The 16,699-nt window shown below is 61.0% G+C and carries 13 protein-coding genes; 8 read left to right on the forward strand and 5 right to left on the reverse strand.

The genetic code is table 11. From position 1 onward, the window contains the following. Positions 1–90: 90 nt before the first annotated feature. Entirely contained in the window at positions 91–1,134 is a 1,044-nt protein-coding gene (locus ABFX23_RS16930; protein ID WP_230293260.1) for an alpha/beta fold hydrolase, read from the reverse strand. Between ABFX23_RS16930 and ABFX23_RS16935 the strand changes: the two genes are divergently transcribed. Together ABFX23_RS16935 and ABFX23_RS16940 are read left to right on the forward strand one after the other, a co-directional pair. After that, complete coding sequence (locus tag ABFX23_RS16935; RefSeq protein ID WP_046904079.1) at positions 1,133–2,062, forward strand: 1-phosphofructokinase family hexose kinase; 930 nt, start codon at positions 1,133–1,135, stop codon at positions 2,060–2,062. The genes ABFX23_RS16930 and ABFX23_RS16935 overlap by 2 nt on opposite strands. Before the next feature lie 85 nt (positions 2,063–2,147). Next, positions 2,148–4,541 carry a heavy metal translocating P-type ATPase gene (locus tag ABFX23_RS16940; RefSeq protein ID WP_230293259.1) on the forward strand — a complete coding sequence of 798 codons (2,394 nt, stop codon included), beginning with the start codon at positions 2,148–2,150 and terminating at the stop codon, positions 4,539–4,541. Between the two features lie 54 nt (positions 4,542–4,595). Here the strand turns inward: ABFX23_RS16940 and ABFX23_RS16945 are convergent, their stop codons facing one another. After that, a complete protein-coding gene (locus ABFX23_RS16945; RefSeq protein WP_346034094.1) occupies positions 4,596–6,251 on the reverse strand; it encodes an acyl-CoA dehydrogenase family protein in 1,656 nt (551 codons plus the stop codon). 82 nt (positions 6,252–6,333) lie between these two features. Here ABFX23_RS16945 and ABFX23_RS16950 point away from each other — a divergent pair, with 82 nt between their 5' ends. From ABFX23_RS16950 to ABFX23_RS16970, 5 genes are all read left to right on the forward strand, one after another. Next, positions 6,334–7,668: a hypothetical protein gene (locus tag ABFX23_RS16950; protein WP_230293257.1), complete on the forward strand. Its 1,335-nt coding sequence runs from the start codon at positions 6,334–6,336 to the stop codon at positions 7,666–7,668. 86 nt (positions 7,669–7,754) lie between these two features. Further along, on the forward strand, positions 7,755–9,119 hold the full coding sequence (locus tag ABFX23_RS16955) for an MBL fold metallo-hydrolase RNA specificity domain-containing protein (RefSeq protein ID WP_230293256.1): 1,365 nt from the start codon (positions 7,755–7,757) through the stop codon (positions 9,117–9,119). Continuing rightward, positions 9,116–10,654, forward strand: a complete 1,539-nt coding sequence (locus ABFX23_RS16960; RefSeq protein ID WP_230293255.1) for a thymidine phosphorylase family protein — start codon at positions 9,116–9,118, stop codon at positions 10,652–10,654. The genes ABFX23_RS16955 and ABFX23_RS16960 overlap by 4 nt, the downstream gene beginning before the upstream one ends. Next, positions 10,651–11,568, forward strand: coding sequence for a ribose-phosphate pyrophosphokinase (locus ABFX23_RS16965; protein ID WP_230293254.1), 918 nt, complete (start codon positions 10,651–10,653; stop codon positions 11,566–11,568). Before ABFX23_RS16960 ends, ABFX23_RS16965 begins: the two co-directional genes overlap by 4 nt. Positions 11,569–11,625: 57 nt before the next feature. Continuing rightward, positions 11,626–12,675, forward strand: a complete 1,050-nt coding sequence (locus ABFX23_RS16970; RefSeq protein WP_230293253.1) for a type II glyceraldehyde-3-phosphate dehydrogenase — start codon at positions 11,626–11,628, stop codon at positions 12,673–12,675. A 272-nt stretch (positions 12,676–12,947) separates the two neighbouring features. Here the strand turns inward: ABFX23_RS16970 and ABFX23_RS16975 are convergent, their stop codons facing one another. Next, positions 12,948–13,577, reverse strand: coding sequence for an RNA polymerase sigma factor (locus tag ABFX23_RS16975; protein WP_230293252.1), 630 nt, complete (start codon positions 13,575–13,577; stop codon positions 12,948–12,950). A gap of 136 nt (positions 13,578–13,713) precedes the next feature. Here ABFX23_RS16975 and ppk2 point away from each other — a divergent pair, with 136 nt between their 5' ends. Further along, a complete protein-coding gene (ppk2, locus tag ABFX23_RS16980; protein WP_346034095.1) occupies positions 13,714–14,490 on the forward strand; it encodes a polyphosphate kinase 2 in 777 nt (258 codons plus the stop codon). A gap of 6 nt (positions 14,491–14,496) precedes the next feature. Here ppk2 and ABFX23_RS16985 read toward each other — a convergent pair whose 3' ends face one another. Then, the gene (locus ABFX23_RS16985; protein WP_046904073.1) at positions 14,497–15,603 is read right to left on the reverse strand and encodes an ABC transporter permease; all 1,107 of its coding nucleotides are present in this window, start codon (positions 15,601–15,603) and stop codon (positions 14,497–14,499) included. Between the two features lie 4 nt (positions 15,604–15,607). Next, a complete protein-coding gene (locus ABFX23_RS16990) occupies positions 15,608–16,699 on the reverse strand; it encodes an ABC transporter permease (RefSeq protein WP_230293250.1) in 1,092 nt (363 codons plus the stop codon).

Raw genomic sequence — 16,699 nt, forward strand, 5'->3', positions numbered from 1 at the left:
GATTACGGCGGAGATCGGCGCAGAGGCACCCTCGGCCCGCATCAGCGCGGCTCGGCCCTCCCCGTCCGGGGCCAAAGGAGTCAGGCGGGCTCAGCCATTCGGCAACATGGCTTCTCGCGCCGCTTGCTCGGCAAAGCTCGCGATAAGCTCACAGCACCTTTCCGGCTCGCGCAGAAAGGGGTGATGATCGAGCCCCTCAAGGACACAAAGCTGCACATTCGAGAAAGCTTCTGCCAGCGCTCTTACCGGCGCAAGCGGTGCCATGATGTCATCGCTCCCATGAATACAAAGCACGTTGTGAACGGGCTCTAGAATTCTCAGGTCGTCCGCAACGTCATGGCGATAGACAACATCCCATAGCGACGAGGTAGATGACCTCCACGTATGCTTGACAAGGTCTTCGACGACCTCGCGCGGAATATCTCGAATGAGATAGGGCAGGATTCTCCCTAACAGGCGGCGCGTGATGATGCAGGCTAGCATGGTCAACAGGACGTTGGTGTATATGAGCCCTCCTTTAACCGGTCCCTGGCGCATATATGTATACGCCGCGTCCTGCGATCCGAAGTGAGGCAAGCTGATGAGGACGAGGCGCTCGACAGTCTCGGTATGTCTGGCCGCATAGGCTGCGGCAATCAAAGCGCCCAGCGAATGGCCAACGAGCGTTACCGGCCCGAGAGGGGCGAGAACGCGCCGCAGGGCATCGACATGCCGTTCGACGCTATACTTCACCCAGGGCTTGGGCGATCGTCCGAAGCCCAAGAGGTCGACGAGCACAATTCTATGCTCTTGCGCAAGCTCGGTTACCCGCGTCTCCCAATATCGCGTGGTCCCACCCAGCCCCGCAACGAACACCAGGGTCCGGACACCGCTTCCAAAAATCTTCACAAATAGCTCAGGGTCGCGATCGCGTCTTGAAGGGAGGATCAAATCTTGCACCATTTCTCTGATTTTTCGCGCGTCGCCTGCGAGGACAGACGCCTTGGCGTCGCCAAGGTTACACGGGCGGCTCAGCCTGACGAGCGCCGACGAAACCAGACAGGCATACGAGCGGATCATGGCGGCGTAAGGCTGCGTATCCTGCCGCGTCTTAACCGGGGAGACCGTAAAAACGACAAAGGATCCCCTCGTCATGATAGCCACCCTGACGCTCAACCCGACTATCGATGGCGCGGCGCAGGCCGAGGTGGTGAAGCCGATGCACAAGATCCGCACATTCGATGAGCATTATTACCCTGGCGGAGGCGGTCTCAACGTTGCGCGCGTCATCAATGAACTCGGCGGCCAGTCCTACGCGCTTTACCTTGCAGGTGGAGCAACAGGCGGCGTGCTGCAGGAGCTCGTCAAGCAAGCAAGGGTGCGTGCCGAACGCTTCTCGATCTCCGGCTCCACGCGGATCAGCCACGCGATCTACGAACGGTCCACCAATCTCGAATTTCGCTTCGTGCCGCAGGGTCCGGAAGTCTCCGAACGCGACTGCGAAGTCGTCCTGCGAGCGCTGCAAACGCTCGATTGCAAATATCTCGTGGCAAGCGGGAGTCTTCCGCGCGGGCTGCGTAGCGATATCTACGCCGTCGTCGGTGCGATTTGCCAGCGCCGAGGCATCAAGCTGGTGCTGGACAGTTCTGGAGACGCTCTGCGGCATGGCATTGGTGGCGGCGTTCACCTGGCAAAGCCGAGCCTAGGCGAACTCGAAACGCTCGTCGGCCGAAGGCTGGCGACCGCGGCAGAGCAGGAAACGGCGGCCCAAGCCATCGTGCGCGATAATGGCCTCGACATGCTCGCTCTCACTCTGGGGCGCGATGGCGCCATGCTTGTAACGCCCGAGAAGACCGTGATGCACGCCGCACCGAAGATCAATGCACAAAGCGCCGTCGGTGCGGGAGACAGCTTCCTTGCCGCAATGACCGTTCGCCTTGCCGCAGGCGACGCGCCCGAGGCGGCCTTTCTTTACGGCATGGCAGCTGGCGCTGCCACGGCGCTTACACCAGGAACTTCGCTATGCAAGCGCAGCGATGTCGAGCGGCTCTATGCCGAACTCAGAGCGCGCAGCGAGGGTTAGGGTGGCAGGCAAGCAACTGTAAGAGCCAGCGCTCATTACCGTCTTGATCCAGAAGCACTATGGTTCAGCCTAGAGGGAATTCGCTTTGGCAACACTCACTTTAGAAGTCGGAAATCTCTTTGAAGAACTCGATCACCTCGGCGTGGAGAAGCAGCTGCGGCATGAAGCCGGCGTAAGCCGGGCCACTGCAAACCCCGCGGGGGGCAGCGTGACCGTGGAATACGACCCTGCGCAGACCGATGGGACGCGGCTTCAGAGCCTGATCAAAAGCTGCGGTTTCCGCTGCCGTGGCGGCATCATGCCGAAGCATGTCTGCAAACCGGCGGAAGCAAATCTTTCGGAATCCGGCAGGGGACCGGGGCGCGGTGCGGACAGCAGGGGAGAACAGGCAGTTCACCACGACCACCGCCAAGGCGGGGCGAAGGACGAAATGGCCCAGGAAATGGGCCACGGGGCAGGCATGGACATGCAGGAGATGGTACGCGACATGCGCAACCGTTTCTGGATTGCCTTCATCTTCACGATCCCGATTTTCATCTACTCCCCGATGGGCGGCTTTTTCACTCCTCCGGCCCCGCCGTTCGGCATGAATCTTGAGCTTTTTCTGTTCGGCCTGGCGAGCGCGGCCGTGCTCTATCCGGTCTGGCCATTTGTGGTCGCTGCATGGCGCGCCCTTCGCAATGGCATTCTCAATATGGCCGTGCTTGTCGTGCTTTCGGTCGGCACCGGCTATCTCTTCAGCGTCGGATCGACATTTTTCTTTCCCGGCGTGCAATTCTATGAGGCCGTCGCCATCCTGCTCGTGTTCATCCTCCTCGGGCACTGGCTGGAAATGCGCGCGCGCGCGGGCGCGTCGGCGGCGATCCGGGCTCTGCTCGACCTGGCCCCGCCAATGGCGGTCGTTCTGCGCGATGGCGAGGAGCAGGAAATCCCAACGGCCGACGTCCTTGAAGGCGACACCGTGCTCATCCGCCCGGGCAACAAGATCCCCGTAGACGGGGAGGTATTGGAAGGCAGCTCCCAAGTCGATGAATCGATGCTGACCGGCGAATCCATGCCGGTCGCAAAAGGACCCGGTGACGAGGTCATCGGAGCGACCATCAACAAGAGCGGCAGTTTCCGCTACCGGGCGACCAAGGTCGGCGCTGACACGGCGCTCGCGCAAATCGTGAAGCTCGTGCAGGAGGCGCAGAATTCCAAGGCGCCCGCGCAATTGCTCGCCGACCGCGCGTCGCAATGGCTTGTTCTGATCGCGATCGTCATTGGCCTCGGAACGTTTGCTGTCTGGTTCTGGTGGATCGGTGAGACATTGCTGTTTGCCGTGACCCTGACAATCACGGTCTTCGTGATCGCCTGCCCCGATGCGCTCGGACTGGCCACACCGATGGCGGTCATGGTCGGCACCGGGCTCGGCGCAAGTCGCGGCATTCTGTTCAAGAACGCGTCGGCGCTGGAAGACGCCACAAAGCTCAATGTCGTTATCTTCGACAAGACCGGCACCTTGACGATGGGCGAACCGCGCGTCGTGGATATCGTGGCCGCCGAGGGCCGCATGCCCGAACAGGTGTTGCTACTGGCCGCTGCGGTCGAAAAGGGATCGGAGCATCCGCTCGCCCTTGCCATCCTTGACAAGGCCGAAGGACTGAAGATCCCCGAAGCGCGCGATTTTCTCAACCGCGACGGGAGAGGGGCGCAGGCGGACGTCAACGGCGATACCGTTTTCCTCGGCAACCGCCGGCTGATGGACGAAGAATCAATCTCACTGGGAGGGCTGGCTGACAAGGCCGAGGAACTCAAGGGAGCGGGCCGCACGGTCGTCCATGTCGCTCACCAGGGGATTCTTGTAGGCCTGATCGCGATCGCCGATGCGCCGCGTCCGACGGCCAAGGCCGCGATTGCCCGGCTGCATGACAAGGGCGTCGAGGTCGCCATGCTCACCGGCGACAATGAGGGTACCGCGCGGCGCGTGGCCGAGGAACTGGGTATCGACATCGTGCTCGCCGATGTGCTTCCCGGCCAGAAGGCCGACAAGGTGAAAGAGCTTCAGGCGCAAGGAAAAAGAGTCGGAATGGTCGGGGATGGCATCAATGATGCGCCTGCCCTGACCCAGGCCGATGTGGGCTTTGCGATCGGGGCCGGTACCGATGTGGCCATGGAAAGCGCAGACGTCGTGCTGATGCGAAGTGATCCCTACGATGTTGTCGGCGCGGTGGAGCTGTCGCGTGCGACGCTGCGAAAGATGCATCAGAACCTGTTCTGGGCGGTCGCCTACAACGTCATCGCCTTTCCCGCCGCCGCCGGTGTCTTCTATCCGTTCATTATTAGTCCCGCTGTCGCAGCAATCGCCATGTCCGGCAGTTCCGTCCTTGTCGCGGTCAATGCCCTGCTGCTCAAACGCACCCGCCTCGACAGCTATACGCCTGGAGACTCCGCCCAAGAGGCCCCCGCCCCGCTTGTTCCCGGTCAGGCACCTGGCTGAGTGTCAGGCCTTGATGCCGAAGAAGCGTCCTTCACTGCAAGAGCGTCCGACGCCTCATTCGCTTGGCAGGGCACGGGCCAACAGCCGGTCGGTGTCAAGCGAAGCACTCGCAGCGCCATGAAGAAACGCACGGTTGTCGGGATCGAGCCGCGTCGCGCAGAACCCGGCGAGAACGGCAGATGGTGCATCGCGAAGGCAGGCTGCTTCCAGCGCGAGCGCGACCGTCTCGACGAAGGCGCGCGCTTCGGATTCCGCGGGAACACCATTGACACGAATGCCGTCGATGCGATCGATGGCCGCATCGAGCAGCGGATGCGCGCCCTGCGCCAGGCCAAGTTCCGCGCGCAGGGCTTCCCACGCCCCCGGTTCCCGCGTAAGCGCGCGGAGGGCATCGAGCGCGATCACGTTGCCCGACCCCTCCCAGATCGCATTCAGAGGGCTCTGCCGAAAAAGGCGCGGCATGGGCCCCTCTTCCACAAAGCCGGCGCCGCCAAGACACTCAAGCGCTTCGTAGACGAAGCCGGGTTGACGTTTGCAGACCCAATATTTTGCGATCGGCGTCGCGAGGCGCGCAAAGGCCGCTTCGCGTTCGTCGCTGGCCTGCGCAGCGTCGAACGCCGAGGCGATGCGGATCATCAGCGCCGTCGCGGCCTCGACCTCGAGCGCGAGGTCGGCGAGAACACCGCGCATGGCGGGCTGGTCGGCCAATTGGCGCTGGAAGGCCGTGCGGTGCCGCGTATGCCATGCGGCTTGCGTAAGAGCTGCACGCATTCCCGCGGCGGACCCTGCAATGCAGTCGAGCCGTGTACCCTGCACCATATCGATGATGGTCCGTATGCCCCTACCTTCTTCCCCGACACGCTGGGCCCAGGCGCCGTGATATTCGATTTCGGACGAGGCGTTGGAGCGGTCGCCGAGCTTGTCTTTGAGCCGCATGATGTGAATGGCATTGCGGGTCCCGTCGGGGCGCCAGCGCGGCACGAGAAAGCAGGTCAGACCGCCTTCTGCGTAGGCGAGGGTCAGAAAGGCGTCGGACATCGGGGCGGAACAGAACCACTTGTGGCCGATCAGCTCATATTCCCCCGTCCCGAGCGCATGCGCGCGTGTAGTATTCGCGCGAACGTCGCTACCGCCCTGCTTCTCGGTCATCGCCATGCCCATTGTCGCGCCAGTCTTCTCAGCCGCCGGGATAAACCGCGGGTCATATCGGCCGCTGGTAACGCGCGGCTCCCATTCAGCGGCTACGGCCGGTTCGGCGCGGAGCGCGGGAACGACCGCGTAAGTCATCGACATCGGGCAGGCCGTGCCCGCGTCGGCCTGGGTCATGAGGTAGAGGAGCGAAGCGTGCAGCGTATGACCCGCCTGTTCGGCGGTCCAGGCCGCCCCCGACACGCCCGATTCAAGACCGAGGCGCATGAGTTGGTGGTAGGCGGGATGAAACTCGACTTCGTCGATCCGGTGGCCGAAGCGGTCGAAGGTTTTCAGCTTTGGCGGATTTTCGTTGGCAAGGCGCCCCCATTCGAGCGCCTCGAAACTGCCGACGCGTTTGCCAAATACAGCAAGCTGGTCGCGGTGCGCAGCCGCCCCGTTTCGTTCGAGTGCGCTTTGCAGAGGAACGTCGAGCTCGAAGGCGTTGAAATCCACAAGGGGTGGAGGCTGATTGAGCACCTCATGCGTGGCAAGCTGGTCTGGCAAAGAGATTCTCGGCATATCCGAGTCTCGCCGAGACAGCGAAAAAGCGCAACTCCTCACTGGGCGAAGTGCTTTATCTGCCCATTATTGATGGAACCGAATGATGCCATGCGATGACAAGACCGACAGCTGTGCTGCAGAACAGGCTGAAGGGAAGGCGGCGGACTGGGCCAATGCCGAGTGCATGTGCGTAACGCTCGACCGGCAGCGTTTGGCGACCCTCCTCGATACGGAACTCGGCGAGAGCGGAGCCGGCGACACCCTCCTTGCATCGCAATCGACCCTCTTTGCCGCTGCCCCGGTATTCATCGATCCAGCTACGCTTTCGGCCATGACGCAGGTTGTCGCGGCCATCGAGACCGTCGCCAAAACCCCCGCCTTCCGCTCGGTTGTCATGGGCTGGGCGCCTTCGTCAGCCGCCCGAGATTTCGGGCCCAAAGGGGTTTTTATGGGCTACGACTTCCATCTCACCGCCAACGGTCCGCGGCTCATCGAGATCAACACCAATGCCGGCGGCGCTTTTCTGAACGCCTTGCTTGCCGATGCGCAAACCCAATGCTGCAGGGAAACACGACCGGCTCTGGCCGCAGACATCTCACAGGACACGTTTCGGACAAGAATTGCCCGGATGTTCGAGGAGGAGTGGCATGCGCAGGATCGTGCCGGTGAGCTCGAATCCATCGCCATCGTCGATGATGATCCTGAAGGACAGCCGCTTTTTCCCGAATTTCTCGCAGCAAGGACCCTGTTGCAGGAGCACGGATATGAAGCGGTGGTCGCCGGGCCCGAGGATCTCGAGCTGTCCCCCGCCGGATTACTCTTCGAGGGCAGGAAAATCGATCTTGTGTATAATCGCCTGGTCGATTTCTCGCTCGATCGCCCGGAGAGCCGGACCCTTCGGGAAGCCTATATGACAGGCCGCGTCGTGCTCTCGCCAAATCCGCATATCCATGCGCTCTATGCCGACAAGCGGAACCTCTGCCTGCTTTCCGATCCGGATTGGCTGGCTTCGTGCGGTTTGAGCGAACGCGAGAAAAAAGTGATCCTCGCCGCGGTGCCGAAAACAGCAATCGTCGATCGTTTTAACGCCGAGAAATTCTGGTCCGAACGGCGAGACTGGTTTTTCAAACCTGCCCGCGGTTATGGCAGCAAGGCCGCCTATCGCGGAGCGAAGCTGACGAAGCGGGTCTGGTCCGAGATCGTTGAGGGCGGCTATGTCGCGCAGCGGTTTACGCCTCCGAGCACGCGCAAGGTCCGCCTTGAGACGGATATCGTCGAGCTCAAAGTGGATGTGCGGCTTTATACCTATGCCGGAGAAATACTGTTGCGCGCGGCACGGCTCTACCATGGCCAGGCGACAAATATGCGAACCCCGGGTGGCGGCTTTTCGCCGATACTTCCCATAACGGATGATCCTGCCTGCGGATTCCGGTAAGTTCGGACGGTTGAACTGTAATTTCCGCCACGTGCTCCCGTCTGTTGGGGGTTACTAATCTATCCGATTGGCAGGGAAGAGGTCTGGTGAGCTACAAGCTAAGTTTTCTCGGAGCAGCGGGTACGGTCACCGGATCGAAGTATCTTCTTCAGACGCCTGATCACAGGATCCTCATCGATTGCGGGCTCTTTCAGGGTTTCAAACAGCTTCGTGAGCGCAACTGGAAGCCGTTTCCGGTCGATCCGGCGTCAATCGATGCGGTCCTTCTCACGCACGCCCACCTTGATCATTCGGGCTACGTTCCAGCTCTGATACGCGACGGGTTCAAGGGGCCCGTGCTGAGCACGCACGCAACGCTCAAACTGTGCGAATTGCTGCTTCCCGACAGCGGGTATTTGATGGAGGCCGATGCCCGCTATGCGAAAAGGAAAGGGTACAGCAAGCACAAGTCGCCTCGGCCCCTATACACCCAGGCCGATGCGAAAGCCGCGCTGAAGTCATTCAGGCCTGTGCCCTTCCAGGAGCCGGTCGAAGTTACGCGCGATTGCAAGGCGATCTTCCGGCCGATGGGCCATATTCTCGGCGCATCAAGTATCGAGCTGCAATGCGACGATATGAAGATTGTCTTCTCGGGTGACATCGGACGCTACGGCAGCGCGACGATGGTCGATCCTGTGGTAGTTCCCGAGGCTGATTACATCGTCACCGAGTCCACATACGGCAATCGCCATCATGGCGAGGCCGACCCTGAAAGTGTGCTCGAAGACGTAGTCGGAAGAACGGTCCGGCGCGGCGGGTCGGTCATCATTCCTTCCTTCGCGATCGGCCGCGCGCAGACGCTTCTCTACCATCTCGGTCAGTTGCGGCAGCGAGGCAGACTGCCGCAAATCCCGATCTATCTCGACAGCCCCATGGCGGTAAACGCCAGCTCGATTTTCTGTGACCATCTCGGCGAACACCGCCTGACCGAAAAGCAATGCCGCGATGCATGCGGAATTGCCGAATATGTTCGCGAAGCCGAAGAGTCCAAGCAGCTCAATCGCAGCGCCATGCCGAAGATCATAATTTCAGCGAGCGGCATGGCAACCGGCGGGCGGATTTTGCATCACCTCAAACACTATGCCCCCAGTCACCGCAACACGATCATCCTCGCAGGATTTCAGGCTGGCGGCACGCGGGGGGCGGCCCTGCGCGATGGCGCGACCGAACTGAAAATCCACGGCAGTTACATCCCCATCCGCGCCGAGGTGGCGCAGCTCGACATGCTTTCGGCCCATGCCGACCAGGGCGAACTGCTGCGATGGCTTGAAGGTTTCCGGTCCTCTCCGCGGCAGATTTTCGTAACCCATGGAGAGCCCGGTGCGTCCGACACCCTAAGACATCTTGTGACCGAACGTCTTGGCTGGAATGCGCGCGTCCCCGAGCACGCCGAAGAGGTCGTCCTTTCATGAGTGAGGCCATCCTTTCCCCTACCTCCTCCACAGACGCACTTGCTCATCCGTTGCGCGCGCGCGCCTTGCCGATCGAAACCGATGGCGAAGCGATGATCTTCATGCATGAGGATTGTCCGGTTGCGCGGTCCGAAGGGTTTCGCGCCCGCGTGGGGGTGGAACTTGTCGCGAAAGGAAGAACGCTTTTGGCGACGCTTTACCGGGCTACGGATGATCTCCTGGCCGACGATGAAGTGGGCCTGCCTCACCGGCTGATGGCACGGCTTTCCCTCGCCGAGGGCGACGAGCTTCAAGTCAGGCATCCTCATCCGTTGTCGTCGCTCAGCCACGTTAGAGCTAAACTCTATGGCCACCGGCTTGACGAGATCCGTCTAGGACACATTATCGCCGATATCGCGGACGGTCGGTATTCGGATGTCGACATCGCCGCGTTCGTGTCCGCTTTCGCTGCGCAGCCAGCACAGGGAGAGGAAACCGCTGCCCTCACCCGAGCGATGCTCGCTGCGGGCGACCGCCTCGAATGGAATACCGACCGCGTGATGGACAAACATTGCGTCGGCGGACTGCCGGGCAATCGGACAACACCTATCGTGGTCAGTATTATCGCGGCAGCCGGTCTCACGATGCCAAAGACGTCATCCAGGGCGATCACATCACCGGCCGGTACTGCGGATGCGATGGAGACCATGGCGCCCGTGACGCTCGATCTGGCGGCCATGCAGAAGGTGGTCGAACGAGAAGGCGGCTGCATCGTTTGGGGCGGCAGCGTCAATCTCAGTCCGGCTGATGACGTCCTCATTCGGATCGAGCGGGCTCTGGATGTTGACAGCGATGCGCAACTTGTTGCTTCGGTGCTTTCCAAGAAACTTGCTGCCGGATCGACGCACGTATTGCTTGACCTACCAGTAGGACCGACCGCGAAGATTCGGAGCACAAGGGACGCCGATGCGCTTGCGGGGCTCCTCGAGAACGTGGCGCGGCAATGCGGACTGCACGTCGCGACAGTCCAGACCGACGGGACCCAGCCAGTTGGACGCGGGATCGGGCCGGCCCTGGAGGCACATGATGTCCTTGCGGTCCTCGCCAACCGCGACGACGCGCCGCAGGATCTCAAAGCTCGCGCGCTGGCGCTGGCTGCCGGCATTCTCGAACTGAGCGGCGTATCGCGTACCGATGCTCTTCATCAGGCTACGCAATTGCTGGTCGAGGGGCGCGCAGAAAGCAAATTTCTTGCTATCTGCGAAGCACAGGGCGGCTTCAAAGAGCCAGGGCGGGCGCTCCAGACGCGCGAATTCCTCGCCACGCGCGCAGGACGGGTAGCCACCTTTGACAACCGCCTGCTTGCGCGCACTGCCAAACTCGCTGGCGCACCGCAGCGCGCGACGGCCGGGATCGCTCTGCATGTGCAGTCGGGCGATTTGGTCGAGGAAGGCCAGCCACTCTTCACCATTCACGGCGAAAGCATGGGCGAGCTTGATTACGCTTTCGCCTTTGCCTTGCGCAACAGCGATATGATCAGATTGGAGGCACAATGAGCAGGGTCGTCTTTTCCCTTAGCGCGGCACCGGGCATGGCCGAAGGACTTGCCCGGTGTTTCGAGGCCGATCTCGGCGAACTCGAGACGCGCCAGTTCCCCGATGGAGAAACCTACTTGCGAATCGCCACGCCGGTAAGTGGCCGAGATGTAGTCCTGCTTTGCACTCTTGACCGGCCCGATGCGAAAATCGCGCCATTGCTCTTTGCGGCGGATGCGCTGCGCGATCAGGGCGCGCGAAGCATCGCGCTCGTCGCGCCTTATCTGGCCTATATGCGCCAGGACAAGGCCTTCAATCCAGGCGAGGCCGTCACGTCCATTTCGTTCTCGCGGCTGCTGTCGTTCTATTTCGATTTCCTCGTCACCGTCGATCCCCACCTGCACCGCATCGACAATCTCGATGAGATTTATTCGGTGCCGAGCAAGGTCGTGCCCGCAGCACCGGCGATTGCGGATTGGCTAAAGGCGAACATCCCGGACGCCTTCGTCATCGGCCCCGACGAGGAGAGCGAACAATGGGTGCTCGATGTCGCAGAAAGGGCCGGCATACCTTCAGCTGTTCTGGAGAAGAAACGCTGGGGCGACTTCGATGTGGCGATCAGCGGCGGGAGCCTTCCCGATATGGACGACAAACAACCCGTCATCATCGACGATATTGCCTCTAGTGCGCGAACGCTCGTCGAAACAGTCAAGCTGCTCTCGAAGGCTGGAAGTAAGCCGCCGGTTTGCGTTGTGGTCCACCCCATCTTTGCCGGCAATGCATATGACGAGCTCCTGCAGGCCGGTGCCAAGCGCGTGATCAGCGTCAATGCCATCGCGCATCCAACCAACGCAGTGGATGTGTCGCCGTCACTCGCCGAGGCTTTGTGCGCATGGAGCGTCCAGAACGATGAGCTGATCGGCGCGAGCCACTAATCCCACCCTTTCGGCGTCACGAGTGCGCCCGCAACCACCAACTGGAGTTCATAGTCGATGACAAAGGAGCCAAACAAGATCTCGGTAGGGATCGTAGGAGCAGGGGTAATCGGTCGCCGCGTTGTCGGCGCCGTAAGGCTACAACCCGATATGGCATTGGCAGGCGTCGCCGACGTCGCCGCCGATTGGCGGATCGCAATGCTCGCGAAGGACGGCGTTCGCCTGTTTGCGGCCAGTTCGCAGGCCTCGCAAACCTTGCCGGAGTCGGGGCTCGACGTTGCTGGTTCGCTAGAGGATCTCATCGCGGCAAGCGACGTCATTGTCGACTGCACACCCAAGGGCATCGGTGCCCAAAACGCAGACATCTATCGCCGCGCAGGGAAGCCATTCATCGTGCAAGGAGGCGAGAAGCACGACGTGGCGGGGCACTCATTCGTCGCCGAAGCAACCTATGAGAGCGCACTCGGCCGCGATGCGACACGGGTCGTGTCATGCAACACCACGTCGATTGTCCGCACCCTAGGGGCGCTGAAGCGCGCAGGCCTGCTCAAAAAGGCGCGCGGCACGCTCATGCGCCGGGCCACCGACCCCTGGGAGAGCCATCTCGGGGGGATCATGAACACGCTCGTGCCCGAGCCGACAATCCCGAGCCATCAGGGGCCGGATGCCCGGCATGTGGATCCGGAACTCGATGTGGTGACGATCGCGATCAAGGTTCCTGAGACCTTGGCTCATCTGCACAGCTGGTATGTTGAACTCACCCGGCCTGCGACAAAGGAGGAAGTCCTCGACGCATTTGCGGCCTCGCCAAGAATTCTGCTCATCGATGGAGACAGCGGACTGTCGGCACTCAACAGCGTCAAAGAGGCGATGGCGATGGAGGGGCGGCCCAATGCAGACCTCTACGAGGTGGCCCTCTGGAGCAACATCCTCGCGGTCGATGGAACCGAACTGTGCTACAATTACATGGTCGACAACCAAGCCATCGTCATCCCTGAAACGATAGATGCGATCCGCGCCCTTGCGTCGAGCGAGGAGCAGCCCGAGGTCTCGATGAGGTTGACAAACAAAACGCTTGGTATCGGATCAGACGAGCTGAGATTGTAGCGATTGAAGGCAAGAGCCAAGCCGATGACGAACGCCCCCACGGACCGGCCACGATGCAAGCCAGAGACGCGCTCCTCCGGCCCGGAAGAGCGAGCGATCGACGAAGCCCTGAACGAATCGTTTCCCGCGAGCGACCCACCGTCCTGGACCTTGGGCGTCGACAGCGATCCACGCCAAAACGAAAAAGCTATGCGGCCATGCAGCTCAGGAGACGCGCGGCCCAAGGACGGTGACTAGCATCGCCCAGATAGTGCGGCCCCGACAGTCTGCGCCTACGGCGCGTGTGCTTGCTCCTTCTCATGCTGGCATTCGCAATCGAGGAAACCGTGAATGACACAGGTGCGGCACATCTGGAGCAGGCGCGTGCGAAGCGCGCCGCGCGCACGATGAAGACGCACGTTGATATTGTTGACACTCGTATCAAGGGCGCTGGCGATGCTTTCACGCGGCTCCTCGAGCAAATCAGCGCGCCAGATGACTTCGGCATAGTCCGGCCTGAGCGTTGGCAGGAGGCGATAGAGACAGTTGCATACGGCAGCCTCCATCTCCGCGTCAGAAATGACTTCTGCTTCTGCGAGTTCGGCGAGTTCCTGAGGATCAATGGCGGTTTCGTGTTTACGGCCGCGCGCAGCCTGTCGGTAAAAGTCGGCAATTGTCGTCGCCAGCACTCGGGAGAGCCATCCCTTGACCGAACCCACATCCCGCAGGTCCCCAGCCCGCTCGATCGCACGAAGCATGAAACGCTGGAGAACTTCCTCCGCCTCCTGGCGCCCCCGCATGCGGCCGATGAGGAAGCGCAGCATATCTTCGTGGCTATCCACCAGCGCCCGGCGCACTGCTTCATCCATCGGTCGCAACGCCTCCTCGGACCTGTCAGCTTTATCGGCTTCAATTCCAACCATGGAAAACCCCAAAACGCCAGTGCCCCAATACCGGAGAAGGGCCCGTCCCTTCCCGCAAAACGGTCGCAGGCGGTAGTATCGTCGCGACATGTTCGGGGTTTGTCCTGTTATCGCAGCTAAAGAGCCGGAGAGCAACATGTCCAGTTCGACTAAGAAGAAAATATCCAAAAGCGAATACAAGCAACAATTGCGCGCGCTGCAGATCGAACTGGTCAAGATACAACGCCAGGTCATCGCCCATGGCGAGCGTGTTCTGATCATATTCGAGGGGAGGGATGCGGCCGGAAAGGACGGTGTGATCAAGCGTGTGCGCGAACACATGAGCCCGCGCGAGACGCGGGTCGTCGCTTTGGGAAAACCTTCCGATCGCGACGCGCGCAGCTGGTATTTTCGCCGCTATAGCGAACAGCTGCCCGCCGATGAGGAGATCGCTCTGTTCAACCGCTCCTGGTACAACCGGGCGGGCGTCGAGCGGGTGATGGGATTTGCCGGCAAGGAGGAAGTTGTCGACTTCTTCGCCGATGTTGCGCAATTCGAAGAGATGCTGGCGCGCGACGGGACTACGCTTCTCAAATATTATCTCGACATCGATAGAAAAGAGCAGGCCAAGCGCCTCGAAGCGCGGCGCACTGATCCGCTCAAGCAGTGGAAGATCAGCCCCATCGACGCAGTGGCGCTCGAGAAGTGGAACGATTATTCCACCGCCCGGGACGAAATGCTGACACGCACAGATTTTGGCTATGCCCCGTGGATTGCAGTGCGCGCCAACGACAAACGCGCCGCACGCCTCAACATCATCCGGCACATGCTGCAATCCATCGCGTGCCAGGCGGTTGATCAACGCCTCGCGCGTCCCGACCCTTCGGTCATCCTGCCGATTGCCGAAGTCGGGATTGGTGGCTTGGCCCCGTGAAACTGTTTAACCCGTTCGGCGGCGGAACAACCAAGTCGCCGCCAGCAGGCTCGCGGCAGCGATAAGCGCCATGGGCCAGATGTGGGAGAAATAGAGCCAGAGTGGCGCTTCACGAAGATACACCGCTTTGCTGATGACTATGAAGTGGGTGATCGGCGTGGCGGCGGCAAGGCCCTGCAACCAGTCGGGCATGTTTTCTACCGGCGTGGCATAGCCCGAAATAAGCACGGCCGGGACCATATACATGAACAGCCCGATAATCGCCTGCTGCTGGGTCTTCGCGAGCGATGAGATAAACAGGCCGATACCGACTATTGCAGCGAGATAGACAACCATTCCGAAGAAAAGCAGGGCGAGAGAACCGCGGATCGGTACGTTGAGAAACAGCATCCCCAGAACCAGCATCGCACTTGCGCTCGTCAGCGCAATCAGGAGAGCCGGCACGCTTTTGCCGATCAGGATCTCGAAGGGGCGCAGCGGCGACACCAGCAATTGCTCGAAGGTACCGAGCTCGCGCTCGCGGGCGATCGACAGCGCGGACACCATGAAACCGACCACGGCTACGAGGACGGCAAAGAGCGCGGGCACTGCGGACCAGAGCGGCTCGAGATTGGGATTGAACCAGGTCCTTTGGACAAGACGCACAGGTGCCGTCGCGCGCAGTCGATCGAGCCGCTCCTGATTATAGGTTTCGACGATCCGGCTGCTGTATCCCAGCAGGATCTGAGCGGTGTTGGATCTGCGGCCATCGAGGATTAGCTGAACCTCGGCGCTTTCGCCGCGCTCGAGTCGCCGCGAGAAGTCTTCGCCAACGCGCATGACCAGCGTCGCACGGCGTGCGTCGATTGTCGGCGCGATATCCGCGCCTGCTCGCAAATGGATAATCTGATCGAATACTTCGGCACCCTCGAAGCGGCTGATAAGCTCGACCGAGGCATTGCCGTGGTCCTGGTTGTAGACCGCCAGGGTGACGTCCGATACTTCCTGCGTAATTGCAAAGGCGTAGATGAGGAGCAGAAAGGGCGGCGAAAACAGCACCACCCAACGGGTTTGCGGATCGCGCGCGCTTGCCAGAAGCTCCTTCACGATCAAGGCGTAGATGCGTTGCCACATGGTCTCAGTCGAGCCGGGTGCGTGTGAACAGAGCGCAGATCGCGAAGATCACAATCGCGAAGATGGCAAGGGCAGCGAGATCGGGCAGCAGAACCGACCAGACATTGCCGGCAAGAAACTGCGTCTGCAGAGTCGAGACGAAAAAGCGCGCCGGGATCGCGTAGCTGAAAAGCTGGAGCGCCAGTGGCATGCTGTCGAGCTCAAAGACGAAATTGGAAAAGTAGAACGCGGGCAAAAAGGCAAGCATCACCGCGACCTGCGCTGCCACGAGCTGGTTGCGGGTGAGCGTCGAAATGAGCAGTCCTTGGCCCAGCGAGCACAGCATGAAGAGTGCGGCTGCGAGCGAGAGCGCGAGAAACGATCCGCGGAAGGGAACACCAAAAAACGCCACGGCCACAAACACGGACAGCATGAACGAGCCGAGGCCCAGCACGAAATAGGGCACAAGCTTGCCCAGCAGCAGTTCGAGCGGAGCGACAGGGGTCGCAAGGAGCGCTTCCATAGTGCCGCGCTCCCATTCGCGGGCAACCACAAGCGCTGTGAGCAAGGCGCCGATTATGGTGAGAATGATCGCCACCGAGCCGGGGACCAGATAGTTGCGGCTCGAAATCTCGGCGTTAAACCAGACACGCGGCTCAATCGAGACGAGAGGCGCGAGGGGCGGTTGCCCGCGATCGAGCCATTCCTGCTCGAGCCAATTGATAACGAGCAATTCAATATAGGAGCCAACCAGTCCGGCCGTGTTTGGATCACCCCCATCGACCAGGATCTGGATCGGCGCCGCCTCTCCGCGGAGCGCAATTGCGCTGAAATCCTGTGGCAGGATGATGATCGCATCGAGCTCGCCCGCGGCCATGAGGGTTTCGAAGTCCTTTCGCACAGGCGCTGTTTCAATCTCGAAATAGCGCGTGTTGCGCAGCGACGCGACAAAGCTCTCCGTCTCTCCGGTCGGCTGTTCGACCACAACGCCGACCGAGAACTGCCGGGGGTCGAACGAAACCGCATAACCGAACAGGAAGATCAGCATGATTGGCAATAGGCCGGCAATCATGAGTGTGCTCGGGTCCCGAATAGCCTGCCGGGTTTCTTTGCGCAT

This window comes from Erythrobacter westpacificensis (assembly GCF_039542285.1).
In the GTDB taxonomy this organism is placed as follows: Bacteria; Pseudomonadota; Alphaproteobacteria; order Sphingomonadales; family Sphingomonadaceae; genus Alteraurantiacibacter; species Alteraurantiacibacter westpacificensis.